This is a genomic window from Roseivirga spongicola (genome assembly GCF_001592965.1).
GTDB classification, from domain to species: domain Bacteria; phylum Bacteroidota; class Bacteroidia; order Cytophagales; family Cyclobacteriaceae; genus Roseivirga; species Roseivirga spongicola.
The window spans coordinates 386,357-411,440 of sequence record NZ_LRPC01000001.1 but is presented as its reverse complement, the minus strand read 5'-3'; the positions used below and the strand labels follow the sequence as shown (position 1 = coordinate 411,440).

Below are 25,084 nucleotides of genomic sequence, written 5' to 3'. Positions count from 1 at the left end.
ATTAGTTTTCAATTTCATCCCCATGATAGATGTAAGGAACAATGACAACCCATGTGGCTATCATTAGAGACCCCAGCCATTTTTCCTGAAGACCGGCAATTTCGAAAAGAGAACCAATAGAGTATACCCAAATGCAAAATGAGATCATGGATATCACAATAACTGGCCACTGAGGTTCATTAGAATTTATCTCTTTAGTCCATTGGTATCGTGAAACGGCAACAAGCATTAAGCAGATGATAGCGAAAATTACCCGTGCAGTCATGATTTCTTCTGGAATAACATTCTCTCCGAAGACATAGAGTGCGAGTATATCTGAAGGGATTAATTTTATGAGTCTAGAAAGATAAAAATCAATCTTTTTGTCATCGTTGTTGTCTGAGAAGTGGAGGCCTTTTGGGGCTTTCCTTATTCTTAAAAAACCTTTCATTCTTATAATAAATATAAGGAGTTAACACTCCTGGCCATTGTCTATAATTTGATTTTTTTGAGCATGTTGAATGGTGTATTGAATAATCACATTTTCTCAATCCTGCGTATATCCCGGAAACCAAATAGATAGACATTGAAATAGGCATTGATATAGAATTAAACTTACTCCTATGTCTTATTGGAACAATTAATAGGAGTCATGACATTATTCAGTTCCTTAAAAAATACTTTCTCAAACTTAATAGGTCTTGCTCTGTAAAGATAAGCAAGGTGGGAGGTTTCACTGGAGGTAATCTTGTTGAGCCAAAGGTAGTTAATCTGTCAAAACTTAATGATGGCCAGTATGTTCGAATGACTGAGCTAATCGATGAAATAAAGCAATCCCGTTCTAATGGAGAGTGTATTCAAGGTGATTTTTTTTATGAAATCAGTATAGCTTTTAACTCATCATCCAGATTTTTTACAGTGTATAAAGGGAAGTCCTTTACACCCCATCCCAAATGTATTCTAGAAATTGAGGAAATGGCTGAGCAACAAGATTTAAGGTTTTAGTTTATCCATTCGGTCTTAGGCAGCCACGACCATGGTTGACTCAATGATCTGTTTTTGAAAGCAAGTTCCTGAATACGAGCCAGGTCATTCTTAACCTTTTCAGGTGTAGAATCTTTAAATAGAAATGAATTGATCATACCATTGTAGGCAAAAATATCCTGTATGCTAATTTGCATTTGCTCGTAAAATGTATCGAATAAATCTAAGTCAAAATCCCAACGTTCAGATAGGGTTTGTACTATGCCATTCACTACATTTCTGATTCTTGTCAGAGGGTGGTGGTGGGCAGTATATCGAAAGTCTCTCACGGTATTGGGTCCAAACATATATAGGAACATCGCGTAAATTGCAGAGGTAGATAATGCTGTTAGAAGTTCAAGCATCCGATCTGATTCATGTATTTTTCTAAACGCCAATTGATACCTGTTATCTTCTAGAATTTTAGTGTGAAGCTGTTCAATATATTGAGGGATCAGTCTAGCTGCTATCATATCGGCATCATGTTCCATGGCCTGTCGGTTTTCCGCTTCTCTCAACCTTCTTTTCTTGAAGCTAAATATTTCTAAAAGCTGGTCATCACCAAATTCAGCTTTGGTAAAATCCACGTGCCCAAGTACAATGTGGCCTATTTCATGTAATGCTATGAATGTTCCTGTAAGGTCAGTGAGTACAGATGAAACCAGAGTACGGTTAGAGTCTTTCGTTATAAGGACTTCTTTCTGATTGTAGATATTTCGAACATCATTAATCAGTCGAAAAGGAAATGTCACATTATTAGAAAGCTCTCCAGTTATATAACCACCATACTTATCGTCTGTCACCAAAACATCGAAGAGTGTTCTAGATAATAAAATTGTGGGTGAATGAATCCCAATATTAAAACTGTCTATCTTTGACCTATAGGCCTCTGCCTGAAAATGAGTAGAGTGCAGGTAACCAATAACCAGCTCTTTATTTTTAGAGCCAGGGAAATAAACATCCCTAAATACTTCAAAAATGTGGGTGGCTCTATGAAGTATATAATCATATAGTTTTTTTAAGGATTCATCTTTTAATTGCTTGGTATCGAATGAACGGCTCATGTGTTAAAATTAAAAATTTGACCCAGAAAGAGTTTCACTGCTTCTATTCTTAAATAAGGAACTTTGATCGCCTTAGACGTGATGTCTGTAAGTAAACTGAAGCGGGATTATATTCCTATCAATAGGTGCATTATGAGGTCAATGAACTTTGGATTTTGAGCTTGAACCAAGACCAATCACTAGACAAATTGAGGTTAGCTATTCAATATTTAAACAGCAATATTATCTGACCCCTTGGACAAAAAAATTGCCATGAAGATTTGTTCTCCATGGCAACTTCAGGTGGTGGGAGCCTGAATAAACTCAGGCTGATGTTAGATTAATCTGATGGTTTCTATTGTCAAGAATGGGAAGGGCTATGGTATGTGTCCCTCATTCGCCATAGAGTAATAGCCTTCTTCACTGATGATCAAATGATCAGCCAGAGTGATCTCCAATAGCCGACCGGCTTCATGGAATTTTCTAGTCAGAGAAATATCGGCATGGCTGGGCTTTAGATTTCCCGAAGGGTGGTTGTGGGACAAGATGATAGCTGAACACCGTCTTTTGAGGGCCATTGCAAACACTATTCTGGGATCAATGACCGTTCCAGATAAGCCGCCTTTGGATACGGTTGAAATCGACATGAGCCTAAAGCGTGTGTCGAGAAACATGACTTTGGCTTCCTCAACAAGGGAAATCTGATCATTATCCCAATGGGCTCTCAATATCTTGTAGGCGCTCTCAGCACAATCAATCTTGGGTCGGTCATTGGCTCTTGTTTTGTTTCTGTAAATGAGACTCACCTCTTCAAACATATCAAACGGACCTCCTTTATTCCTCTTCGACATTATAAATCTCCCAGCTTCCTGTCCCTTCGATTTCGGTGAATTCGCTGCCGCATAGCACCTTTGCTTTTTGATAGGCTTCCTCTTCCGAATTGGCTGTGATTTTGACCTGTAGATAGGTGCGCATTTCGGCTTTGGCGATATAGGTTTTCATTCATTTTCCTTTCGTTTGATTTAGAAAAGTGTGAGTTGATGGGCTGGCTCTGTGGACTTGCCCCGAGCTTGTTTGTCAAATTCAGATGTCTTGATTTTCGGGGCTTCAAACCAGAGTTGAGATTGCTCCCTTTCAATGGGTGTAATGCCAAGCCCATCCATGTTGATGTGCCAGCCTCCAAACCACTCCATGCTTAAAGAGTTCATCAAAGCGATTTCCCCCTTTAGGCCATTGAGAAAGAAATTGAGGGTTGCCATTTTTGCGCAGGTGCTTGAACTGTCAGCACCGTAGAAGTAATTCCGATAGTTGATCTTGGCTGCACTCAAAAGCATGCGCCCTGATCCGCAGGCTGGGTCTTGAATCCTTTTGCCTTCGCCTTCAATGCCTGCCTAGTTCATTCTTGCCATCATGTCGCACACAGGCTCAGGCGTGAAATACTGCCCGTTCTGGCCTCTGGTGATCTGCTGCATAAAGAATTCGCCCAGAATGTCGGAATAAGGATTTTCATAGACATTCAATTGTATGAGCCCCAAGGCCTTGCTGAATTCTTCAAGCTCTTCCTTTTTGTAGGGTTTGATCGTTTCAAGGTAGTGTCTTTCATTCACTTCGTCCTTTTCCTGCAACCAGCTTTTGATATTGGTGGAATGGTATGAGCAAATCCCCATGGTCAAAAGGTCGTTGAATACACGGGCTAAATCATGCCTTCTGCCCAATTGGTTCATTTGCTTGGTAAGCTCATTGAAATAATCGGTCATGGCTGGGTTTCTCCCATGACCAATTGATCTAGATAATCAACCGCTTTGGCTGCCTGAGCAGATGCTTTGAAGATGAAGGTTTTGTCATCCTTCAAGGCTTTCAACCAACTCTTGATATAAAGGGCATGATTAGGCGGGTGGTTTTGAGCAATGCCATGATGCGCACATAGGAATGCTGCGCCAAGTTCTGCAACCAGTTCTTCAAACGCATATTTCTCGCGCTCCTTTTGGTTGTGGGCCAAGTCGCGCTCAAGTCTATGCTTTGCTCCTGTCCAATGGGTCAGTTCGTGGAGGAGGGTGGAATAGTAGTTTTCTGTGGCGGTGGATTGTTCGCTATCCAGAAAAAGCCGTGTTTCAGGCATCTGGATATAATCTCCCATAGGGCTGAAATAAGCTTCATCCCCACCATGGCGAATGTCTGCCCCTGTACCTTTGCAAAACTCATCGACCAAAGATATGCGCTCAACATTGTCTGTCTGGATATCTGCTGGAGTCGTTTCCGGCTCAAAATTCTCGACCTGATTGGCATTGAAAACAGTGTAGAGCCTGAGCATCGGGATTTTATGGGTCTCAGTTTCGCCTTTGCTGTTCTCTTCAGTTTTGATCAGGCTTTTGTAGAAAATGATCTGTGTGCCTTTCTCGCCTTTCTTGACATTCGCGCCTTTGTCTTTCCATTGCTTGAAGCTCGCCCAATGGTTCGAGTTGAACTGCTTGGCTTGTTGGTTAAACCAAAGGTTTAGAATGTTGATCCCTTGGTAGCGGTTTTTCGTGGTTGGGTTTACCGGCAGGCCTTTGGCTGCAAGGCTCGCAAATGGTGGCTGGTAATTGTTCAAGTCAACCTGATCGAGCAGGCTTATGATCTGATCTGTGACCTGCTGGTGGATATCTGTTTTGTTCTTTACATAAGACATGAATGCGCTCCATCAAAAAAAGAGGGAAAGCCATTGAAATGACTTTCCCTTTTAGGTTTAGGCAGGTTGGGAATTTGCTTCCAAGGCTTGGCCTTCTTCAGGCACTTGCTCGGTTTTCTCTTTCTTCAAAACCACTTTGTAGGCGAATGTGGTGACTGCTGTATCCTTGTATCCTTCGACTGTGTCGATGGAACGAGAGCTGTCTTCACCTTTGATATAGACCCAATCGCCCTTCTTAAGGTTCTGGGCTATGGCAAAAGCATCTTTAAGATTGCTTGAGACGATGATGTTGAAATAGTTGGCCATGTTCTGGACCTGGCCTTGTGAATCCAGAAATTCCTTGTTTGTGGCAATTCTGAATTTGGCAAATTTTCCATCACCGATCAGCTCGGCATCCTTCACAAGATGGCCTGATTTCATGCTGATATTGGTATCAGCAAAAAGGTTTTCAGTTGGTTGTGTTTCGTTGGTTTCAGTGTTTGACATATTTTATCTCCTTTATGTCGTTGGTAAAAAAATCCCTTTGGAAAAGGGTTATGGGGTCGCCATAACCCCTGCCATGTGGCGAACAGGGGGTGAGCAAGGGACAAGGCCTGGACAAACCGAGGGGGATCACCCGCTTTGCACAAACCCAAAGGGTGCGGAAAAGCGGGGATACGGTTTGAACAGCTCGTATTAGCCTTGCCCGCGCGAGGGGGAACGCCCTAAAGCATTCAATGGATAGTCTTCTTCAAGGAAATTTGACTTTGGGTCTTCTTTGGCTGCTCTACTTTCCTGAATGGATGAGGAGGCTAGAGCTATGAGATCGGCCATGCTGGGTGCTGTGCCGTTTAATAGAATGTCCCGCAATTTGTCGGAATAGATATCGAGTGCTTTGTGCCAGTCGATATAGTGCTCACCAGAGAGATCCTCGATTTTATCAAACACCTGGGCTGCATCGGCACAGATCGTCCAGAGGGTGTTTTTATCAGGCATTTCACCGCTCATTCTCAGCTTGTTTTCGAGCCTTGAGAGTGTGATCGGGTCATGGTGTATAAAACCTGAAATCCGGGCTACCATTTCTCCATAGTACAGTGTATTGTTCATCCTTTGTTCCTTTCTTGAATGTTATGGGATTAAATTCCTATTGCTAGGTCAGGAACAAGTCATTAGTAGACTGCCAAGAGGGAGTCAAGGAGAAAAAGGAATAAATTCCTACTATGGTGTGGGGAGGGCTAGAGCTTGTACAGGAAATTCATGCGACCATGAAGGACACGCACAACATATATGGTGTCTTCTTCTACGCGGTAAACCATCACATGCTCCCCGACATTCCAGGAAAGATAGGGTTCAGGTACGTCTCTGCGCTTATGGCCAGAGTAGGGGTTCTGAATAAGATGCTCGAAAGCACCGTTCAATAACCCCTCATATTTCTTCCATTGGGCTTCACCGAATTCCGAATAGGTATAGGCCTGAATGTCGATCAAATCGTCATAGGCCTCATAGGAGAGTTCCAGATTGAATTTAGCCTTTGACTTCACGCTTCACGGACTTTCCGGATAGGGCAGCTTCCTTGCCCTTTTTTGAGATTTCAGAAATAAGGCCGGGTGAATAGGAAAAAGTGCGGCCATTGGCAATGTCTTCCTCGCCTTTTGCCAAAGCGGCCTGAATGCCCGATAAACGAAGTTTTTCTTCTTCCTTCATCTGGTTCAGGATAGCATGTTCTACAGCGGCTGTGATAGACCTGAATAGCCCGGCATCAACCTGACTTTTTAGATAGCGCTCATAAGGATCGCTCAAATCAATACGTGCCATAAGTAACTCCTTTCTTCTTTCATTATACACAAATAGTGTACTAATAGTACAGTATTACTGTAGTAAAACTACAGATATTCTGTATAGGTTCAAATATTCTGTGCTTGATGCACACAGATTATGTGCCCTTAAAGAAGTCTTCGAGTGTGATTTTATGGACATCCAGGACACGAAGAAGTGTTTTGATTGTAAAGTTGGCTGTGCCTGCCTCCAACTTCCAATATTGTTTGGGTTGCATGTTTACATGATGGATTGCGAAACCGACATAACCGCCCTCAAAGCCGCCTGCTTCTCGCAATTGCTTCAGCCGGTCTCCTATGGCTTTTAATGTGGTTTCTATCGTTTCCTCTTCCTTCATACAATGGGTCAAAAGAGGTTAAAAGCGTCTTTAAAATCAGCGTCTTATAAAACGTAGTTCAGAATTTATATTTATATTGCGTCATATAAGTCGCAATCCATTGTTAAACATAAACGCAAAGCCGTGAAAAAAGTGAAATGTGTCATGTGTTCTGGTACGGGAAGCGTCATCAGCACAAACAGCCCAGGAATGAGGACTTGCACCGACTGCGGTGGCAAGGGCTATAACTACGTTTGAGCCAAGCCTGAAAAATTAGGGGGGCTGTAAAAACAGCCCTCCCGGCTCTCAATTGCACACACGCGAATTCTTAAAATCTTAAATAGTTAGCAGGAACTGATTGTAGTGAGGGTGCAAAAGGTGATATAAATGAAGTGTATTAATAGGATAAAAACCATGAATCCAACCAAAAAGATAGCAGCAGGGATCGCCACATTAGGCCTCATATTCAGCTTGAGCGCCAAGGCGCAGAGCAATGATAACGGCAATGTGATTGCCTTTAACAATGCTGTAAAAACGGAAAAACCTGCAGCTACTCCTGTGATCAAAGCAGGTGGTGCTGGAGATGCCAGTGGATATTCAGGTAAGAATTCTGCCCTTGTGATTTACATTTCAGGTGGGCAAAAAGATGATCGTTACACAGCCGAGCAATACGCCCGTATGCTTCAGGTGATGTTCAAGGACTCAAAGCGCACCGACTATCCAACAGACATTTCTGTTTTCTTTGATGAAGAAGGTGGAGACCGTAGTACTTTTGGTAAAATATATATTAATGGCCGCACCTACGATAAGAATGGCGGAAAATATGAGGATGGGGATGGTATCTTCCACCCGACTCAGATGGTGAAGCTGATCCCTGTCGTCACAAAGCTCTATGCTGAGAAAAACGGTCTTGTGGTGGTAAACCACATTCCAGATTCAGACAAATCCAATCAGGTTGTTGCTTCAAACAATCTAGAAAATAATCTTTAAAGCTTCATCCCTTTTGTCATGGACTGGCCGCTATATGTGGCGTCTTCCGACTGCTTTAATTCACCTGTGAGATCTACATCAGAAGTCATAGTGGTCATACCACCGGCCTGATTGAAAGATTGTGTAATGCTACCGGCAGAGGCGGCAAACTGATTTCCATCATCCAGCGTATCGGCAAAAGAAGATGAAGAGAATTCATCAAAAGCCGAAAAGTCTTCGAATTCAGCTTCAAACTCCTCACCTTCCGAGAGTGCCATTGAATCTGTTGCTTTACTAAGCACACTTGAATCCCAGCCCGTAACCTCTCTAGCATCAGCTTTGGCATTTTCTACATCCAGATGCCCCGCCTTAGCATCTATCCTTACAATCTCAGCCTGACTTGCGGTTTCATATTCCCTTTTCAGGCGCTCCTGATCCTCTTTTGAGAGCATTTGGAATGTGTCACTGTTCAACTTGTCCTGCAAGGCCTGATCAACCTTGATATATTCATTTTTCAACTGATCATATGTAAGCTTGTCTTCCTCAATGTGATTTTCGAGGGCTTCAGTCTTTTGATCGTCACTCATCCCATCAATCTTTTCCTGAGAGTAGTTGTGCTCACTCATCAGTTGGAAGGTAATGGCATCCATGCTGCCGCTCTCAAGGGCTGCTTTGCCCTTGTTAATACGGTTTCCGACCTTGTCCATTTCTTCGCGTATCTCTTTTAAACGATCGAGCATGTCGCCCACATCATTTTTGAAATCCTGAATGAGCTGAAGCAATTCCCAACTCATATCTTTCTTCTTCTCTTTTGAGTCCTGCTGATTATCCAAGTTGCCATCTGCGGCATTTACTTTGCGAACACCAGCGTTTTCAGCCTGACCGTTGACGGTGAGGTCAAACTGCTGCCGGCTCAAATGTTCGGCCTGTTTATGGACTTTATTTATCTCTACATCTGACACGGAATTTCCCCTTCATTTGCCCCATGACACGATAATTGTGACAGAAAAAGATGAATTCAGCGTAAATTATGTCAACCAGTTTTAGCTAAATTTTAAGGGTATTTATCTAAAATTTTATCTATCTGGCAAAATGGAAGTGTTAGCGAAGGAGTAGGGCTATCCATTGCTCAATTCATTTTGAACATTAGATAATAAATATTGCTTTCTTGCCCATTTTCGAATGTTTTCTGTTGAGAACATAATCTTCTTCGTAATGGGGTTTTGATATTTCGTACCAGCAAACCATGCAAAATCATTGTCGGTAAACCCCAAAAGTTGGGCAATTCGTTTGTGGCTGTCGTAATCGTCTAAAGGCGGATAATTCTCAACACCGACTTCATAATATCGTGCGAATAACTCCTTTCCTTCAGCTGTCTTGCTGCTCTGAGCATAGACCTGAACCAAGTCATGAGTTTGGAAATCACTAGCACCTAATTGACCACGCTTCACCGCTTGTTCCAACTCATCTTTCATGGGCATGCCTTCATCTATCCTTAAAGGCTCTAGCGATGGAATAGTGCCTTCAAGAACAGCTATCATGTTGGGACTTTTATATCGTTCATATAGTGCTGTTTTCATGACTGACATTCGGCTGTGTAATATTTGAGCCCAGTCCTTGGCAGTCTCATCAAGTTCTGAAAGCTTGTAGAATTTGACCAGCTTGTTTACATCCTCTGCGCCAGGCTCAATTTTTGAATTCATATAATCTTCAAGTATTCTTGAGATTTTTACGGCTTCCTCCTTTACAAGGGGTGTGTGATAAATTCTGTAAGTTTTCGTGAATTTCTCCTCACCGACTTTGACAATCATCCCTGAATCTATTTTTGTCTGTAATGTTGAATCAATGTCGTGAGGTGACATAATTGCTACTGGTTTTGCGCCTGCACACAGTAATTCGGCTTCATAAGGCGTATGCGGATTACCCAATCCGTGTTTTGATATGGCCTTAAAAATGGGTTTCAGGTATTTCCTTGCAAGCCGGTTCATTGTGATATTTTACCGTAATGATGATGTCGGGGTCTAGCTTAAAACTATATCCATATTTGCTAATTTTGGACATAGTTGATATATTGAAGTATAGACAAAGGAGTCGTTATGAATGTTAGCCTTACAGAGAAACAACAGGAATATATAGCCGCTCAGATCGGATCAGGAGATTATCAAAATGCCAGCGAATTGGTGCGTGATGCCCTTCGCTTGCATCAACTCTACCGCGATAAGGTCATCAGGGATTTGCGACTGGAGATTGAAAAGGGCTGGAACAGTCCTGACAGCAAAAGGGGCGTTCAGGATATTATTGCGGCAAAGAAATCGGAAGGGCAGTACTGATGGGGCAATTAAGGCACTATGTGCTTTCTCAACCGGCTGACCATGACCTTGAAGATATATTCGACTACACGGCACAAGAATTTGGAATGGATCAGGCTGTATCTTACCTGAACGGTCTTGATGAGCTTTTTCACATGCTTTTGGATAATCCGGAGTTAGGCCGGTTGCGGCCTGAACTTAAAGCGGATTTAAGAAGCATAGCCAAAGAAGCGCATGTCGTTTTCTACTCTGTCAACAATGATCATATACGTATTATCCGTGTTCTGCATGGCAGTCGAGATATGATCAACTTTCTGGGAGAGCATGAGTGAGGATCAAAAGAGGCTATGTCCTGATTACTTCTGATATTCGAGAGCAGATAAATGCTGAAAATGAGCGCACTGGAACAGGCCCACAAAGGGCTTTGAAGGGAAACAAAGAAGCTCGTCAAATTGGTTTAACATCGGGAATTATCTATCGGCTAACGGGTCAAAATGGCAAGTCAATTACAGCAAAGACTGAGCATGTAGAACTGGCTTTGAAACTGTGGAATGACCTTCCCGACAAAGACATCGAGCCTTCAAAACCAAAGCCCCATAACCCTGGGCCTATTATGATTTACAAGAATCCTCATTACGGCTATGAGCCGATTACACCCGAATTTTTAGAAAAGCTAGAGAGTGAAGAATTACGCACTGGAGTCAAAGCAGAAGACTTGGTCAAAGAAGCAGGAATTGATGTTAAACCGCATGTAATCAGGGCTTGGAAGAGCGGAAAAACCAAGAGTGGTGATCCTGACGTCATCGACTCGGTTTTGCAGGCTTTTAAGGGCCTTTTTAACATGAAAATCAGCATCTAGGATTGATAAAGACTACTCAACTCAAATAATTCACATCTCCCACTTTCTTTCCTTAGGCAGTCAATTGCTAAGCCCACGAAATAAGCTATGAGGAAACGGAATAAACATGCATAGCCTTTTTTGGCCCCTGATTTTATAAAGGAGTCTTGCTGTTAACTGACGGAGACTGCTTAATAATATGATTAAGCAAGGTTCGAACATTTTTTTGCAGGACAACCAAACATTTTCCGATAAAGGGATTGATTATCTATTGTCTATAGATCCCTTAAATACTTAATCGGATTGTTACCTGCTTGTCTGACCAACAAGGCTCCTACAATAACCAAAAACAAGACTGACACAATAATTACAGGAGCCACATAGACCCAAACATCAATTTCCGGTCGATAAGGGAAGTTCCGCAACCAAAACTCTATGGCCACAAAGCCTAACGAAGAAACCAACATGGCTCCAAAGAGCAAATATTTCCAGACAACTCCAGCGGTACTTCTTAAAACAAGAAGTGGGCTGGCTCCAAGGACCTTGCGTATACTGAATTCCCGTGCCTTGCTTTTTCTTAAAAGTGTTGCATGACCAATCAGTCCGATAACAGCAATAAACACGGCAACGCAGACCAAAATATTAATAGAATGTAAAACGCCCTTTTCATAGCTATAGAGCTTTAAATTGTCATCTTCCAGAAGACTGTATTCCATCGGATATTTTTCATACCTCTTTGACCAAACCTCGGCCAGGTTGTCGATTTTCTCCCTATTAAATCCGGTAGCGGAGCGTACCGACACATAACGGAGCGTAGGTAGAAAATTGTAGATGATGACCGGTTCAACCAAATTGTGCAAAGAATTAACCTGAAAATCTTCTACCACCCCCACAACTTCACCTGTTATTTTGCCACTCACCTGTTTGCCTATTGGTTCATCAAGCTCCAGAAAGTCGACTGCTGATTGGTTCAAAAGTATTCCCACATGTCCATCGCTTGATGAAAGGGAGTTTAAGCGTCCCCTGATCAGCTTAATATCATAGAGCTTACAAAAAGATTCATCTGCTATTACAGTTGTGAGGGCCACATCAGCCTTATTCGCACCAGAAATGGTGTAGGTATAGGTCAATGCATTACTGCTTCCCGGTGTGGAGGATGAGAATGAGGCACCGTCTATTCCTGAAACGGACTCAATCTCACTCAATATTGTCTTGTAGTCTGCATTATGAGTACGGTCTTTAATTGGTATCACCAAAATGGAAGCCCCGTTAAAGCCAAGAGAGGTCTCCTGTAGAAAGTTTAGCTGTTGGGTAACCGCCAGCATGGCCATAATGAGCAGAGAGGATATGCCCAATTGTGTGAAAATTAGCCAATGGGCACTTTTCGCCTTTGGTTTCAGTCCTTTATCAACCGCAAGGTTATTGTTTCGCAATAGCCTGAACGCTGGTGGAATACCCGAAAGCACCCCGGTACCCAGTGCTATTAAAATGGCAAGCAGCCAGAACCACGGCTCATAGAATTGAGTTAGGTTTTTACCCGTTAACTGGCCTATTTCTTCGATGGAAAGGCTAACTGTGGTCATCCCAATAACCAAAGCCAACATGCTCACCAAAACAGATTCGGCAACAAGGCTGATCAATAGTGCTGTCTTTTTAGACCCTAGAATCTGTCTAATTGCTATCTCCTTGATACGCGACATATATATGGCGTATGACAGGTTGATATAATTGAAAGAGGCGACAACCAAAATCAAAAGAGCGGCTGAAATAAAAACCAAATAATAGGTACTGTTGCTATTTGGTCTCAACTCACTTTGGCGGTTAGAGCCTAAATGGATGGATTCAATAGGTTGAAGTTTAAGTGTTATTTTCTCTGAGACCCATTCAGGTGCTTGTGAGCTTAAAAAGCCCGTCATTTTTGCTTCAACATCCATTTTTATGGAGCCATCAGCAATCTTGAGGTAGGTGTAATGATCGAATTGCCCCCAATGGTTTAGTCGTGAATCTGCAAAAATATCATCCAATAAATTGAACGAAACAAGCACATTGAATTGGATGTGAGATTGAGAAGGAGGGTTTTTCGCTATGCCAGTCACTTTAAGATCAAACCGATCATCGAAACGCACGATCTTTCCGATAGGATTTTCGTCACCAAAATACCTGCGGGAGATCTCTTGTGTTAAAACAATTCCGTTCTTTTCTGCCAATACATCATCAACATTACCCGCTATCAATTGAAATCCAAAGAGGTTAAAAAATTCTGGTTCAACCATCAGTAAATCTGGTTCATAGAAAGGAACCTTACCGATTGTAATCAGATCAGTACCGGGGTTCTTCCTTATTCTCACCCTTTCAGTAATTTCAGGAATTGCGCCATCTGCAACTCGGCCAACGGGAAAACTGGACCTCGCCCAGTTTCTTTGAACCCCATCGCCATCCCAGTCTACAACCAATCGGTATATTCTGTCGTGTGATGGATGGAACTTATCATAGGAAACTTCATCTATACTATATAGGGAGGCCACTAAAAAACTGGCAAGCCCCACGCTTAACCCTAAAATATGGATTGCGCTATACCCGAGTCTCTTACCAAAAATTTGCCTAATGGATGTGCGGATAAAATATCTTGCATTTGAAAGCATGATTTATTCTTAGAAGATATAAAAAATACTCCTTAAAACTTGAGATGATAATTTTTAGGCAGGTCAATTTAAGCAACTCTTTATTAACTGAAGCATCTACGTGTGACTTTTCAATTTCCCATTGATGTAATGAGTAATTTCACTCCCAGACGGAAAAACAGCTTAATCTGAAATGCAATATGATTCCAAAAGAAGATAGATCTAGAAAAAGTTTAGGTTAGAAATCAATGTCGAATCTAGACTTTGCAATGCCATTGCATTGTTTAGCCGCGTATATTTGCGTGAAATGAAAATAGGGTGCTTCATATTAAGTTTTTACTTTATGGCTCTCGCAGGGCTAGCATGTGCGGACACGCAACCCTTAGACACTAAAGAAGACACAGTTTCAATTTTTGAGGGCAATGATGGTGACCATAATAACCAGCAGAGTAGTTGGGATGGATGTTCTCCGATATGTGTATGTCACTGCTGCCACGCTCATTTTCTATCAATATCAGCATACAACTTCACGCTGCCTGTTAAATTACCTGTGACTTTCTCATCTTATTTTCAAGATTTCAGAAGTGTTGAAATCTCTGAATTCCTCAAGCCTCCAAGGTCATAATTTTCAGTGTTTAGGAGGAGAAGTATGTCTCATCGAAAAAGTCTTTAAACAAGATTTCAAGTCAGCAGTCATTCTGATAGCCTGTTAGCACTCCTTCAGATGTCTTTTCTCAAAGGCATCCTTTCATTCAATGTTCAATACTATTTGTACAGCTTGAAAAAACTGAATAGGAAAAAAAGAAAAAAGAGAAGGAATAAAATCACTGCCAAATGGGCAATCAAATGGTTTTTCATTGTGCTGTTCTGCCTCATCCTGCTCGCAGCGATGGTGGCTCGTGTCCATCACTTCTTTTCTGTCCATGTCAAATAATTAATAACTCGTATGATCAATAAAATCATTTCTTTTTCAATAAAGAATAAATTCATTGTGGGCTTGCTTACGCTGGCCCTCATCGGGGTAGGTATCTACTCCATGTCCACGGTCAACCTGGGCTCTGTTCCCGATATCACCAACAATCAAGTGCAAGTAATCACTGTCTCTCCTAACCTGGCCACCGAGGATATAGAGCAGTTTGTTACCTATCCTGTAGAGCTTGCAATGGGCAACCTACCGGGGGTAGATGAAATCCGGTCTATTTCCAGGTTTGGCCTATCGGTAGTGACCATTGTGTTTGAAGACGATATGGGTACCTATCTGCCTCGGCAACTGGTGCAGGAAAAACTGAACGAATTAAAAGAAACCATTCCAGAGAAATTCGGAAGCCCATCAATGGGTCCTATTTCTACTGGTTTAGGCCAAATCTACGAATACACCATTCAACCGCAAGAGGGTTTTGACTCACTGTATTCTCCTATGGAGTTACGGACCATTCAGGATTGGATTGTCAAGCGCCAATTGACATTGCTGGATGGAGTAGTTGAAGTCAATTCATTCGGGGGCTATATCAAGCAATATGAAGTGGCCATCAACCCGGAAAAACTCAATGCACAGAATGTGAGCATCTCTCAAGTGTATGAGGCACTGGCCAGAAACAATGTAAATACAGGTGGGGCTTACATTGAGAAGAACAGAATGTCCAATTTTATACGTGGAGAAGGCTTGGTGCGATCTCTGGATGATATCAGAAAAATCGTTATTAAAAATGAAAACGGTATTCCTGTAACCATAGGGGGCGTGGCTGAAAAAGTTCATTTTGGGAGTCAGGTACGTTACGGAGCTTTCACACAGGATGGAAAAGAAGCTGTCGGGGGCATTATTATGATGCTGAAAGGCTCTAATCCCAATGCGGTGATCCAAAATGTAAAAGAGCGAATGGTTGAGGTAGAAAAGTCACTTCCCGAAGGGCTAGCGATTAACTCAATCATAGACCGAAGTGACCTTATTTCCAGAACTACAGATACCGTAAAAACCAACCTATTGGAAGGCGCATTAATTGTGATTTTTGCTCTGGTAATACTTTTGGGTAGCGTCCGTGGTGGCATTATCACCGCCACCACTATTCCGCTTTCCTTGCTTTTTGCTTTTATCCTGATGAAACAGTTTAATGTCTGGGCCAACCTCATGAGCCTGGGGGCTATTGACTTTGGGATTATCATAGATGGGGCGGTGATCATTATTGAAGGTACGGTATACGAAATCCAGAAGCGCATCCGCTCCGGTAAAATCAAATTCAATCAGGGTGTGATGGATGAAGTGGCTTATGATGCAGGAAGTACCATGATGAGTTCGGCTTTCTTCGGCCAGATTATCATTCTTATTGTATTTGCCCCTATTTTATTCCTCACCGGTGTGGAGGGTAAAATGTTCCAGCCCATGGCCTACACCTTTGGGTTTGCCATGATTGGTGCCATTATCCTGTGCCTGACTTATGTGCCTATGATGTCGGCTTTATTCATGAAGCCCATTCAAAATAAAAAGAACTGGTTTGGCCGGTTTGAACGCTGGCTGGAAAGGGTAAGTGATAAAATCATTGGTGGTATTCAAAAAGCCTACCTGCCCCTGCTAAAAAGTGCCCTGCGTTTTAAAGCAATAGTGATTATCGTAGCTATAGTTCTGCTGGGAGTAGCCGGATTCATTTTTTCACGGATGGGAGGTGAGTTTGTTCCTCAGCTTGATGAGGGAGATATCGCCATGCAGGCACTCATCAGGCCCGGAAGTTCCCTTAGCGAATCAAAAGAAGTATCCATCAAGATTGAGAACCTGTTGCTGGAGAGTTTTCCCGAAATAAAAACAGTAACTGCCAGAATCGGAGTGGCGGATATTCCTACTGATCCCATGCCCATGGATATCGCGGATATGTACCTCATATTAGAAAAAGATAAAGACAAATGGGTTTCAGCAGAAAGCAAAGATGAACTGATTGAGGCCATCAAGAATAAGCTGGATGAGCAACTGACTGGTGTAAACCTGGTATTCACCCAGCCCGTAGAGCTGCGTTTTAACGAGTTGTTGGAAGGAGTACGGGAAGACATAGCTGTAAAACTCTATGGCGAAGACCTGGAAGTGCTTTCTGCAAAAGTGCAGGAAATGGCTGATATCATTTCTACCGTGCCCGGGGCTGGTGATGTGAACCCTGAACGGACATCAGGACTCCCCCAAATGACCGTTCGTTATAACCGAGATAAAATTGCACAATACGGCCTGGATATTCAAAAGCTCAATGAGTATGTAAGTTCTGCTTTTGCCGGTGGTGTTGCCGGAGTAATCTTTGAGGGAGAAAAAAGGTTTGATCTGGTCATCCGCTTTGATGAAAAACACCGGAAGAGCATTGACGACTTGCGTACACTTTATATTGATTTGCCGGATGGTACACAAGTTCCTATTAAAGAAGTTGCAGATATCAGCTATGTGCCGGGCCCCATGCAGATCTCCCGTGATAACACGTATAGACGAACCTATGTTGGAGTCAATACCAGAGGCCGTGATGTGGAATCAGTGGTCAATGATATACAGGACAAACTGGATGCACAACTAGACTTGCCTCCTGGCTATTACATCACTTATGGCGGTGAATTTGAAAACCTGGAGCGGGCGAAAAGCCGGTTGCAGATCGTAGTGCCTATTGCGCTCTTCCTGATTTTTGTGCTGCTGTACTTCGCCTTACAATCCTTTTCACAATCTATCATGATTTACATCGCCATTCCACTGGCAGCCATCGGTGGTGTATTTGCCTTATGGATTAGAGATATGCCATTTAGCATTTCAGCGGGTGTGGGCTTTATCGTTCTTTTCGGAGTAGCGGTGTTGAATGGTTTGGTCTTGATTAACCGATTCAATTCCCTGAAAGAAGAAGGGGTCACTAGCATCAGAGACCGCATTCTTACCGGTACCAAAGAAAGGATCAGGCCGATCATGCTTACAGCTACTACAGATATATTCGGCTTCTTACCGATGGCATTTTCAGGTTCTGCCGGAGCTGAGGTACAAAGGCCGTTAGCCACAGTGGTAATTGGCGGAATGCTTACAGCTACACTGCTCACATTGGTGGTGCTTCCGGTGCTTTACACTTTTGTGGAAAGCAGAAGTGACAAAAGAAAAAGCCTGAAAGGGCCAAATGCCAACGTGATTATTGTACTGCTGGTTTGTGGAGGTCTATTCGGGCTGCCTGCCTTGGCCAATGCCCAAAACCAACAACAACCACAAGACAGTTTGCCAACGATCACGCTGGATCAGGCCAGAAAACGAGCGGTAGAAAGCTATCCGAAAATCCAATCGGCAAGACTAGAGATAGAAAACCAGGAAGTGCTTAAGAAAACAGCCTGGGACTTTGGGAATACGCAGGTATTTACCGGAAAGGAAGAAGTGGGCAATGGCTCTGATGGAGTTTACACACAATTTGGAATTCAACAACAACAGATAGATGTGTTTGGAATAGCCCCAAAGCTGAAATTGCAAAAAGAACGGGTAGCACTTGCCGAGAAGGCACTTGACCTATCCGTCATTGAACTGGAGCGGGAAGTAAGCCAAGCCTGGGCTAGGGTTTATGCTACCAAAAACAACTACCAGGTTTATGAACAGTTGGATTCGGTATTTTCAGATATTGAAAGAGCGGCCAGGATTCGCTTGGAAACGGAAGCCACATCTAAACTGGAATATCTGGCTACTTCCAACCAGGCCAATCAGGTACAGATACAAAAAGAGCAGGCATATCGGGATTATCTGAGTGCCTTACAGCGCCTGAACCTTTGGTTTGCCAATGACACGCTGTATACCGTACCGGATGTCCCAACCAGTCAATTGGACGAACCGCTCAATTATGTAGCTGATTCATTGATGAACCATCCTTTGCTGAATGTATCAAAGCAACAGGTAGATGTAGCGGATGCCACCATAAAAGAGAGGCGTTCGCAGTTCTTGCCTCAATTACAGGGGCAGTATGGGCGACAGCAGATTGCCGGGCAATCTGGATTTTATCAGTACCAGGTAGGTGTCAGAATCCCTTTGTTTTTCGGACCTGAGCTGGGCAGGACACAGTCGGCCAAAATCCAACGGGATATTGCCGGTCAAAACCTGCGCCAAAACCAGTTGGAACTGAATGCCGCCTATCAGAACATGAGAGAACAATACCTGAAGTGGCTGAATTCATGGAACTACTACCGGGATGAAGCACTCCCGCTGGCTCAGGAGCAACGGGACGGAGCTATTTTGGCTTACCGGGAAGGGGCTATTGATTATGTGACCTTCCTGCAAAATATCCGGGATGCCATTCGCATAGAAGTTGATTCCTGGAATGCCTTTGGTAGTTACCTGGATAGCCGCTACCAATTGGAATACTACTTAAGAACATCAAACTAAAAGTAAACTGATCATCAGATATAAAAATAGAAGCACAATGAAAAAGCAAATCATATATATAGTGGCACTGGCACTTATGGTATCGGTATTTACGGGCTGCGGCAGCAAGTCGGCTGACACTGAGGATAAACAAGAAAGCCATACCGAAGAGGAAGGAGGTCATGGTGAAGAAGAAATGGGAGTGGTTCATTTGTCGGCTCTCAAGTTTAACAGCCTCAGGATGAAAGTGGACAGCTTGCCTACCCGGGCGCTGACCGGCACAGTAGAAGCCAACGGGCAACTGGAAGTCCCCCCTCAGTATGAGGCCACGGTAACGGCCATACTTGGTGCAAACGTGACTTCAATTAAAGTAATCGAAGGAGATAAGGTTAAAAGAGGGCAGGTATTGGCCTACATTTCTCATCCTAATATTACCCAGTTGCAAACCAATTATGTTAAAGCTTATAGTCGACTGCAATACCTTGAGAAGGAAATGCAGCGGCAAAAAAGGCTATATGAAGAAGAAGTAGGTTCGGGAAAAGCCTATCAGGAAACCCTGGCCGATTATCAGTCTATACAGGGTGAGGTAAAAGGACTAGAGGCTCAGTTAAAACAATTGAGTATCAATGTTAAAACAGTGAGAGAAGGTGACATTTACCAAAATGTGCCGGTAGTCAGCCCCATTGATGGCAACATTGAAAAAGTGCTGATACAGATAGGGCAGTTTGTAGAACCCCAAACCAAAATGTTCATGATTGTTAATACAGATCATGTGCATGCCGACCTTATGGTATTTGAGAAAGATGTATATAAAGTGAAAGAAGGACAGAAAATTTCCTTTACCATAGAATCTGTGCCGGACTCTCAGCTTTCGGCAGAAATTTATTCGGTAGGTAAAAAATTTGAGCAAAATCCCAAGGCGGTGCATGTGCATGCCGAAATAAAAAGCAAAGAAGATTTTCTAATACCGGGTATGTACATCAATGGAAAAATCCATACTGAAAGTAAAACAGTTAAGGCGCTACCGGAAGAAGCCATTATTGAAGAGGAAGGTAAGCCCTACATCTTTCTGGCTGAAGCACGAAAAGAAGAAGAAACAGAATGGGAATTTAGGGCGATAGAAATAAGAACTGGTGTTAGCAACGATGGTTGGGTAGAGATCAACCTGTTGGAACCTTTGCCGCAGGGAGCGAGGGTAGCCTGGAACAATGCTTATTATCTAATTGCAGAAATGAAAAAAGGCTCAACTGAGCATGGCCATTAATATAGAAAAATCATGATCAGAGCATTAGAAGAAAATTTAAAATCACACAGTATCAAGCCAACAGCCATGCGCCTGCTGGTTTTGGAATACTTGCTTGAAAGAGAAGCTGCCGTGAGCCTTACAGATATCTATGAGGCATTTGAGAAATCTGACCGGACAACCCTCTATAGAACATTGAAGGTGTTTGAAGAAAATGGGATGGTACATAGTATTGATGATGGTACCGGTGTGCCCAAGTATGCTTTGTGCGAAGATGGTTGTAAATGTGAAATAGAAAGGGATTTGCATTTGCATTTTCACTGTAGAATATGCGGACAAACCAAATGCCTGACCAGCTACAAAATACCCAATATAGAATTGCCTGAACGATATCAACCGGAGGAAGCCAACCTGGTAGTGAAAGGAGTTTGTGATGTCTGTTCAACCATTCCAAAAAACAACTAACATGAAAAAACTACAGATAAAAATACCACTCATCCTGCCCGAAGTGCCTGATGAAAAAGACCAATGCGTAGATAAACTGATCCGCCAGCTTCAGGACAAAGATGGGCTTGAAAAAGTACATGTGGCTGATGAAACCGACAATGGTGTGCCACAACTCTGCTTCCATTATGATCCTCAGGTAATATCCATTGACCGGATCCAAAAACTGGCGGAGCAAACCGGGGCTGAGATCACCGGGAAGTTTGGTCATAAACTCATAGAAGTAGAGGGAATAAGGCATACACGCCATGCCCGTAACATAGAGCGAAACCTTAGAAACAAAGCGGGCATTCTGGAAGCTTCCGTCTCGGGTTCCGGCATGGTGCGTTTGGAATTTGATACCACCGTAATAGTTGAAGCGGAGATACTTAAATCGTTAAGGAAAGAAGGTCTTGACATACCCGATACGCAGGTAAGTGCTGAGCGATTTCTTCAGCAAGCCAAGAAACCTGAACAAAAGGAAACCCAAGAAAAAGAGGATGAGCATTCACATGAGGAAGGTGAAGATCACGACCACTCACACGGTGGTATTTTTGGCAAAAATACCGAGCTGATCTTTTCCATCATCTGCGGGGCATTGCTCGGCATTGGTTTTGGGCTGTCCTTTGTTGAAGCTATACCTTCATGGGTAAGCTTGGCGCTCTACATCGCAGCGTATTTCTTTGGAGGCTTTTTTACGGCTAAAGAAGCCATTCAAACAGTTGCCAAAGGCGGTTTTGAGATAGATTTCCTAATGCTGGTAGCAGCCATCGGTGCGGCTATTCTGGGTGAATGGGCAGAAGGTGCCCTGTTACTGTTCCTCTTTAGCATGGGTCATGCTCTGGAGCATCATGCCATGAACAAGGCCCGTAAATCTATTGCTGCTTTGGCAGAACTGGCCCCTAAAACCGCCTTGCTCAAGAGAAATGGAAAAACAGAAGAAGTAGGTATAGAAGAACTGAGCATTGGAGACATCATCGTAGTGAAGCCTAATAGCAAAATTTCAGCCGATGGTGTGGTAGTAGATGGTCGGAGTAGCGTAAATCAAGCACCTATTACCGGGGAAAGTGTGCCCGTAGATAAAGAACCTGTGGATGATCCCAATAAAGACTGGTCACAGGAAAAAGACATCAAAGACGAGAACCGTGCCTTTTCCGGTACGATCAATGGCAATAATACACTGGAAATTAAAGTGATGAAAGTAGCGAAGGACTCTACGCTCTCCCGCCTTGTGAAACTGGTGAATGAAGCCCAGACCCAGAAATCGCCTACCCAACAGCTTACCGATAAGTTTGAGAAATATTTTGTGCCTGCTGTATTGGTTCTGGTGGTGTTGCTCAATTTCGCATTTCTAGTCCTTGACGAAACTTTTAGTGAAAGTTTCTACCGCGCCATGGCCGTGCTGGTAGCAGCCAGCCCATGTGCATTAGCCATTGCAACTCCAAGTGCTGTGCTCAGTGGAGTAGCCCGGGCAGCCAAAAGTGGGGTGCTTATCAAAGGTGGCCGTCCATTGGAAGATTTAGGCGTACTTACTGCCCTGGCTTTTGATAAGACCGGCACACTAACAGAAGGGAAGCCTAAGTTAACCGAAGTGGTAGTCCTGGGTGATGTGAAAGAAGAAGAATTACTGAAAATAGCAGTGGCAGTAGAGGGTCTTAGTGATCACCCACTGGCAAAGGCCGTAGTGCGTGACGGAAAAGAGCGACTGAAGGGTGCTGACATACCTGAGGCGAAAGACCTGGAGGCAGTGCTTGGGAAAGGGATCAAAGCCACATTGGGAAGTGACAAAGTCTACATTGGCAACCTGGATCTGTTTGAGTCACTGGACGACAAAAAGCCATCCAATGAAATAGAAGAAAAAGTAAAGTCACTTGAGTCAGATGGCAATACTACCATGCTGATCCGTCAAAATGACGATTACATAGGCATCATCGCCTTGATGGATACGCCAAGAGAAGAAGCGAAAAATACCTTAGCGCAACTGAAAAAGATTGGTATCAAACGCATGATCATGCTCACCGGTGATAACCAGAAAGTGGCCGATGCAGTGGCCAAAGAAATTGGCCTTACAGATGCCTGGGGCAGTTTGCTGCCGGAAGAAAAAGTAGAGGCCATTAAGGAGCTTAGAGAAAAGGAAGACAAAGTGGCGATGGTGGGTGATGGCGTAAATGATGCCCCGGCAATGGCCAACAGTACCGTAGGAATTGCTATGGGAGCGGCAGGAAGCGATGTAGCCCTGGAAACAGCCGACATTGCCCTGATGGCCGATAAGCTGGAAACCTTACCTTTTGCAATCGGTTTAAGTAGAAAGGCCAAAGGCATTATCAAGCAAAATCTCTGGGTGAGTTTGGGAATAGTGGCTTTGCTCATTCCTTCAACCATTTTTGGTTTGGCCAATATCGGTATTGCAGTGCTTATTCATGAAGGTTCAACCTTGGTTGTAGTCTTTAATGCGCTGAGATTGTTAGCTTATAAAGAATAAGAAAATTGAATAAAAGTACTTTCATAATAACCAAAATGGACTGCCCCTCTGAGGAGCAAATGATCCGCATGAAGCTGGAACCTCTCAGCCAGGTAAAACACCTGGAGTTTGACATTCCCGCACGTAAGCTGGAAGTCTTCCATCAGGATGAAGTACTGCCTATACAAAATGCCATCAGTGAATTAAACCTCAGTGATCAACTCCAAGGTACTTCTGAGGCAGAAATGCCCATTGCCGAAGACGAGACCAAACACAAGAAAATACTCTGGTGGGTGCTGGGCATCAATTTTGGATTTTTTGTAGCCGAAATGACCACCGGCTGGATATCCAGCTCCATGGGCCTGATAGCCGACTCGTTGGATATGCTGGCTGATTCTATTGTTTATGCTCTGAGTCTATTTGCGGTGGGGGCAGCTATTTCCCGTAAGAAAAAAGTAGCAAAGATCAGTGGTTATTTTCAGATGGGGCTGGCACTGCTTGGCTTTTCGGAAGTATTACGCAGATTTTTCACCCAAAGCGAAACGCCTCTATTCCAGTGGATGATCATTGTATCGCTGCTCGCTTTAGCAGGTAACCTTGTCTCGCTATGGCTGATCAACAAGGCAAAAAGTAAAGAGGCCCACATGCAGGCCAGTGCAATTTTCACTTCTAATGACATCATCGTCAACGGAGGGGTGATACTGGCCGGGGTACTAGTTTACTGGCTGGAAAGCAAATGGCCTGACTTGTTCGTAGGCGGGGTCGTTTTTGGTTTCGTGATGCGCGGAGCTATCAGAATATTAAAGTTAGCAAAGTGATGCTTATACTCTAAATAAGTGAATGGATGGTTATGGGTGGGAGGCTGCTCACTTTGAGATGGAAATTTAAAAATGGACTTATCCCATGCTGACGACTATGAAAAGATAGCCGCCTCGGCATCATTGCCCTGATGGCCGACAAACTTGAAACTTTGCTCTTTGCTATTGGGCTGGGCAAAAATCAAAAAGTAGAATCAGGCAAAATCTATGGACGAGTTTTGGTATTGTGGCCTTATCAATTCCTGCTACAGTTTTCAGGTTTGCCAACATCGGCACCGCGGTCTTAATCCATGAAGGCTCTACACTGGTGCTAGTCTTTAATGCTTTGAGCTTGCTGTAATAGACATAATCATAGAGTAAAACATGAGCATGGCAGAAGATATACCTCATGGCGATGGAATTCTACCAATGAGAAAAATTCTTCAGAAACTATATCTAAACTGTCGAAATTGTAAGATTGTAGGCATCCTTCTTTTAAAAGCCAGTTTTGCTCAATATATTTAACTGGATGATTAACCTGAATAGCAAATCGAAGACTGGAATATCCGCATTTCTGACCTTAACGGTGTCAGCAGTTTTTCTTTTGAATATTCTATGTGGTTTTGAGGTTGGCCTAACCCATCAGCACGAAGGTTCTCATCCTGCAAATAATCAAGAGGCACATAGCCATGAACATTCCGATCACTCAGATGGCCACAACCATGGTTCTGAGGATGATGACGACTGCTGTGAAGATGTAACCAAACAGTTCTTTGCTCAACTGTTCAAAGAGCAGGGCAAAACCTACACCTTTCTTCATATAGCAAAGGTGTTTTATACTGGGTTCCCTCCTTCAACTAAGGTAGTGGCCCCGGTAGAGCAAGGTAGGAACTTAGAACATTACTTTAATTTACCTCCACCATTTCAGGATCGAAGCAAACAAGTCCTGTTTCAAACTTTCATAATATAGAATCCCCTCCAAGAGTTTTTGGGTGAATAATATTATATCCACCATTTAAAAACCATTTTTTCCTGCATTTGCTCAATGCAATTAAATCTGCAGGACACAATCATCTATTCATCATTTGCTACAAGGATTTTGCATAGCGGCAATTCCTTGAAGCAGTTAGTCTGGGCGAGTGCTTTAACAAAGCGGTTATTCGACCTGGCCTATGAACCGT

Annotated in this window: 27 protein-coding genes; 11 read left to right on the top strand and 16 right to left on the bottom strand. The window is 43.2% G+C overall.

Annotated elements, in window-relative coordinates:
• Nucleotide 1: 1 nt before the first annotated feature.
• From AWW68_RS01815 to AWW68_RS01760, 12 genes are all read right to left on the bottom strand, one after another.
• Nucleotides 2-430 (bottom strand): hypothetical protein, encoded by a 429-nt coding sequence (locus tag AWW68_RS01815; protein WP_068215968.1) that lies wholly within the window; start codon nt 428-430, stop codon nt 2-4.
• A gap of 550 nt (nt 431-980) precedes the next feature.
• Nucleotides 981-2,066 carry a hypothetical protein gene (locus AWW68_RS01805; protein ID WP_068215965.1) on the bottom strand — a complete coding sequence of 362 codons (1,086 nt, stop codon included), beginning with the start codon at nt 2,064-2,066 and terminating at the stop codon, nt 981-983.
• 356 nt (nt 2,067-2,422) lie between these two features.
• A complete protein-coding gene (locus tag AWW68_RS01800; RefSeq protein WP_068215963.1) occupies nt 2,423-2,896 on the bottom strand; it encodes a JAB domain-containing protein in 474 nt (157 codons plus the stop codon).
• Complete coding sequence (locus AWW68_RS20025) at nt 2,880-3,047, bottom strand: hypothetical protein (protein WP_157717486.1); 168 nt, start codon at nt 3,045-3,047, stop codon at nt 2,880-2,882. Before AWW68_RS20025 ends, AWW68_RS01800 begins: the two co-directional genes overlap by 17 nt.
• A gap of 20 nt (nt 3,048-3,067) precedes the next feature.
• Nucleotides 3,068-3,409: an N-6 DNA methylase gene (locus tag AWW68_RS01795; protein ID WP_262501395.1), complete on the bottom strand. Its 342-nt coding sequence runs from the start codon at nt 3,407-3,409 to the stop codon at nt 3,068-3,070.
• Nucleotides 3,410-3,436: 27 nt separating this feature from the next.
• Nucleotides 3,437-3,802 carry a hypothetical protein gene (locus AWW68_RS01790; protein ID WP_068215959.1) on the bottom strand — a complete coding sequence of 122 codons (366 nt, stop codon included), beginning with the start codon at nt 3,800-3,802 and terminating at the stop codon, nt 3,437-3,439.
• Nucleotides 3,799-4,713: an ArdC family protein gene (locus AWW68_RS01785; RefSeq protein ID WP_068215954.1), complete on the bottom strand. Its 915-nt coding sequence runs from the start codon at nt 4,711-4,713 to the stop codon at nt 3,799-3,801. The genes AWW68_RS01790 and AWW68_RS01785 overlap by 4 nt, the downstream gene beginning before the upstream one ends.
• Nucleotides 4,714-4,770: 57 nt before the next feature.
• Nucleotides 4,771-5,199, bottom strand: a complete 429-nt coding sequence (locus AWW68_RS01780; RefSeq protein ID WP_068215952.1) for a single-stranded DNA-binding protein — start codon at nt 5,197-5,199, stop codon at nt 4,771-4,773.
• A gap of 189 nt (nt 5,200-5,388) precedes the next feature.
• Complete coding sequence (locus AWW68_RS01775; RefSeq protein WP_068215950.1) at nt 5,389-5,799, bottom strand: hypothetical protein; 411 nt, start codon at nt 5,797-5,799, stop codon at nt 5,389-5,391.
• 128 nt (nt 5,800-5,927) lie between these two features.
• The gene (locus tag AWW68_RS01770; RefSeq protein ID WP_068215948.1) at nt 5,928-6,233 is read right to left on the bottom strand and encodes a type II toxin-antitoxin system RelE/ParE family toxin; all 306 of its coding nucleotides are present in this window, start codon (nt 6,231-6,233) and stop codon (nt 5,928-5,930) included.
• Entirely contained in the window at nt 6,217-6,507 is a 291-nt protein-coding gene (locus tag AWW68_RS01765; protein ID WP_068215946.1) for a hypothetical protein, read from the bottom strand. Before AWW68_RS01765 ends, AWW68_RS01770 begins: the two co-directional genes overlap by 17 nt.
• Before the next feature lie 118 nt (nt 6,508-6,625).
• Nucleotides 6,626-6,865 carry a helix-turn-helix domain-containing protein gene (locus AWW68_RS01760; protein ID WP_068215944.1) on the bottom strand — a complete coding sequence of 80 codons (240 nt, stop codon included), beginning with the start codon at nt 6,863-6,865 and terminating at the stop codon, nt 6,626-6,628.
• A gap of 393 nt (nt 6,866-7,258) precedes the next feature.
• Here AWW68_RS01760 and AWW68_RS01755 point away from each other — a divergent pair, with 393 nt between their 5' ends.
• A complete protein-coding gene (locus AWW68_RS01755) occupies nt 7,259-7,834 on the top strand; it encodes a hypothetical protein (RefSeq protein WP_068215942.1) in 576 nt (191 codons plus the stop codon).
• Here the strand turns inward: AWW68_RS01755 and AWW68_RS01750 are convergent.
• Together AWW68_RS01750 and AWW68_RS01745 are read right to left on the bottom strand one after the other, a co-directional pair.
• Nucleotides 7,831-8,775 carry a hypothetical protein gene (locus tag AWW68_RS01750; RefSeq protein WP_068215940.1) on the bottom strand — a complete coding sequence of 315 codons (945 nt, stop codon included), beginning with the start codon at nt 8,773-8,775 and terminating at the stop codon, nt 7,831-7,833. The two genes, AWW68_RS01755 and AWW68_RS01750, sit on opposite strands and share 4 nt — an antisense overlap.
• A gap of 156 nt (nt 8,776-8,931) precedes the next feature.
• A complete protein-coding gene (locus tag AWW68_RS01745; protein WP_068215938.1) occupies nt 8,932-9,801 on the bottom strand; it encodes a hypothetical protein in 870 nt (289 codons plus the stop codon).
• Nucleotides 9,802-9,909: 108 nt separating this feature from the next.
• On the opposite strand from AWW68_RS01745, the gene AWW68_RS01740 reads away from it, so the two are divergent.
• The 3 genes from AWW68_RS01740 to AWW68_RS01730 are packed head-to-tail and all read left to right on the top strand — an operon-like array spanning nt 9,910 to nt 10,981.
• Nucleotides 9,910-10,143 carry a type II toxin-antitoxin system ParD family antitoxin gene (locus AWW68_RS01740; RefSeq protein WP_068215936.1) on the top strand — a complete coding sequence of 78 codons (234 nt, stop codon included), beginning with the start codon at nt 9,910-9,912 and terminating at the stop codon, nt 10,141-10,143.
• Nucleotides 10,143-10,454, top strand: coding sequence for a type II toxin-antitoxin system RelE/ParE family toxin (locus AWW68_RS01735; RefSeq protein ID WP_068215934.1), 312 nt, complete (start codon nt 10,143-10,145; stop codon nt 10,452-10,454). The genes AWW68_RS01740 and AWW68_RS01735 overlap by 1 nt, the downstream gene beginning before the upstream one ends.
• Nucleotides 10,451-10,981, top strand: coding sequence for a hypothetical protein (locus tag AWW68_RS01730; RefSeq protein ID WP_068215932.1), 531 nt, complete (start codon nt 10,451-10,453; stop codon nt 10,979-10,981). The genes AWW68_RS01735 and AWW68_RS01730 overlap by 4 nt, the downstream gene beginning before the upstream one ends.
• Nucleotides 10,982-11,235: 254 nt before the next feature.
• Here the strand turns inward: AWW68_RS01730 and AWW68_RS01725 are convergent, their stop codons facing one another.
• Entirely contained in the window at nt 11,236-13,602 is a 2,367-nt protein-coding gene (locus tag AWW68_RS01725; RefSeq protein WP_084375538.1) for an ABC transporter permease, read from the bottom strand.
• A 286-nt stretch (nt 13,603-13,888) separates the two neighbouring features.
• On the opposite strand from AWW68_RS01725, the gene AWW68_RS20385 reads away from it, so the two are divergent.
• On the top strand, nt 13,889-14,206 hold the full coding sequence (locus AWW68_RS20385) for a DUF6660 family protein (RefSeq protein WP_317038743.1): 318 nt from the start codon (nt 13,889-13,891) through the stop codon (nt 14,204-14,206).
• Between the two features lie 123 nt (nt 14,207-14,329).
• Here the strand turns inward: AWW68_RS20385 and AWW68_RS20020 are convergent, their stop codons facing one another.
• Complete coding sequence (locus tag AWW68_RS20020; RefSeq protein WP_157717485.1) at nt 14,330-14,506, bottom strand: hypothetical protein; 177 nt, start codon at nt 14,504-14,506, stop codon at nt 14,330-14,332.
• Between the two features lie 21 nt (nt 14,507-14,527).
• On the opposite strand from AWW68_RS20020, the gene AWW68_RS01720 reads away from it, so the two are divergent.
• From AWW68_RS01720 to AWW68_RS01695, 6 genes are all read left to right on the top strand, one after another.
• Nucleotides 14,528-18,940 carry a CusA/CzcA family heavy metal efflux RND transporter gene (locus AWW68_RS01720; RefSeq protein WP_068215928.1) on the top strand — a complete coding sequence of 1,471 codons (4,413 nt, stop codon included), beginning with the start codon at nt 14,528-14,530 and terminating at the stop codon, nt 18,938-18,940.
• Nucleotides 18,941-18,977: 37 nt separating this feature from the next.
• The gene (locus AWW68_RS01715) at nt 18,978-20,183 is read left to right on the top strand and encodes an efflux RND transporter periplasmic adaptor subunit (RefSeq protein WP_068215925.1); all 1,206 of its coding nucleotides are present in this window, start codon (nt 18,978-18,980) and stop codon (nt 20,181-20,183) included.
• Nucleotides 20,184-20,195: 12 nt separating this feature from the next.
• Entirely contained in the window at nt 20,196-20,627 is a 432-nt protein-coding gene (locus AWW68_RS01710; protein ID WP_068215923.1) for a Fur family transcriptional regulator, read from the top strand.
• 1 nt (nt 20,628) lies between these two features.
• A complete protein-coding gene (locus tag AWW68_RS01705; protein ID WP_068215921.1) occupies nt 20,629-23,127 on the top strand; it encodes a heavy metal translocating P-type ATPase in 2,499 nt (832 codons plus the stop codon).
• 5 nt (nt 23,128-23,132) lie between these two features.
• Nucleotides 23,133-23,924, top strand: coding sequence for a cation transporter (locus AWW68_RS01700; RefSeq protein WP_185101176.1), 792 nt, complete (start codon nt 23,133-23,135; stop codon nt 23,922-23,924).
• Nucleotides 23,925-24,411: 487 nt separating this feature from the next.
• Nucleotides 24,412-24,873 carry a hypothetical protein gene (locus tag AWW68_RS01695; protein WP_157717483.1) on the top strand — a complete coding sequence of 154 codons (462 nt, stop codon included), beginning with the start codon at nt 24,412-24,414 and terminating at the stop codon, nt 24,871-24,873.
• Nucleotides 24,874-25,084: the final 211 nt, after the last annotated feature.

Coding starts and splice junctions, on each gene's coding strand:
- AWW68_RS01815 (WP_068215968.1), bottom strand. CDS start 430: ATGAAAGGTTTTTTAAGAATAAGGAAAGCCCCAAAAGGCCTCCACTTC.
- AWW68_RS01740 (WP_068215936.1), top strand. CDS start 9,910: ATGAATGTTAGCCTTACAGAGAAACAACAGGAATATATAGCCGCTCAG.
- AWW68_RS01745 (WP_068215938.1), bottom strand. CDS start 9,801: ATGAACCGGCTTGCAAGGAAATACCTGAAACCCATTTTTAAGGCCATA.
- AWW68_RS01710 (WP_068215923.1), top strand. CDS start 20,196: ATGATCAGAGCATTAGAAGAAAATTTAAAATCACACAGTATCAAGCCA.
- AWW68_RS01720 (WP_068215928.1), top strand. CDS start 14,528: ATGATCAATAAAATCATTTCTTTTTCAATAAAGAATAAATTCATTGTG.
- AWW68_RS01725 (WP_084375538.1), bottom strand. CDS start 13,602: ATGCTTTCAAATGCAAGATATTTTATCCGCACATCCATTAGGCAAATT.
- AWW68_RS01735 (WP_068215934.1), top strand. CDS start 10,143: ATGGGGCAATTAAGGCACTATGTGCTTTCTCAACCGGCTGACCATGAC.
- AWW68_RS20385 (WP_317038743.1), top strand. CDS start 13,889: ATGAAAATAGGGTGCTTCATATTAAGTTTTTACTTTATGGCTCTCGCA.
- AWW68_RS01805 (WP_068215965.1), bottom strand. CDS start 2,066: ATGAGCCGTTCATTCGATACCAAGCAATTAAAAGATGAATCCTTAAAA.
- AWW68_RS01785 (WP_068215954.1), bottom strand. CDS start 4,713: ATGTCTTATGTAAAGAACAAAACAGATATCCACCAGCAGGTCACAGAT.
- AWW68_RS01780 (WP_068215952.1), bottom strand. CDS start 5,199: ATGTCAAACACTGAAACCAACGAAACACAACCAACTGAAAACCTTTTT.
- AWW68_RS01790 (WP_068215959.1), bottom strand. CDS start 3,802: ATGACCGATTATTTCAATGAGCTTACCAAGCAAATGAACCAATTGGGC.
- AWW68_RS20025 (WP_157717486.1), bottom strand. CDS start 3,047: ATGAAAACCTATATCGCCAAAGCCGAAATGCGCACCTATCTACAGGTC.
- AWW68_RS01800 (WP_068215963.1), bottom strand. CDS start 2,896: ATGTCGAAGAGGAATAAAGGAGGTCCGTTTGATATGTTTGAAGAGGTG.
- AWW68_RS01775 (WP_068215950.1), bottom strand. CDS start 5,799: ATGAACAATACACTGTACTATGGAGAAATGGTAGCCCGGATTTCAGGT.
- AWW68_RS20020 (WP_157717485.1), bottom strand. CDS start 14,506: ATGGACAGAAAAGAAGTGATGGACACGAGCCACCATCGCTGCGAGCAG.
- AWW68_RS01755 (WP_068215942.1), top strand. CDS start 7,259: ATGAATCCAACCAAAAAGATAGCAGCAGGGATCGCCACATTAGGCCTC.
- AWW68_RS01715 (WP_068215925.1), top strand. CDS start 18,978: ATGAAAAAGCAAATCATATATATAGTGGCACTGGCACTTATGGTATCG.
- AWW68_RS01760 (WP_068215944.1), bottom strand. CDS start 6,865: ATGAAGGAAGAGGAAACGATAGAAACCACATTAAAAGCCATAGGAGAC.
- AWW68_RS01765 (WP_068215946.1), bottom strand. CDS start 6,507: ATGGCACGTATTGATTTGAGCGATCCTTATGAGCGCTATCTAAAAAGT.
- AWW68_RS01705 (WP_068215921.1), top strand. CDS start 20,629: ATGAAAAAACTACAGATAAAAATACCACTCATCCTGCCCGAAGTGCCT.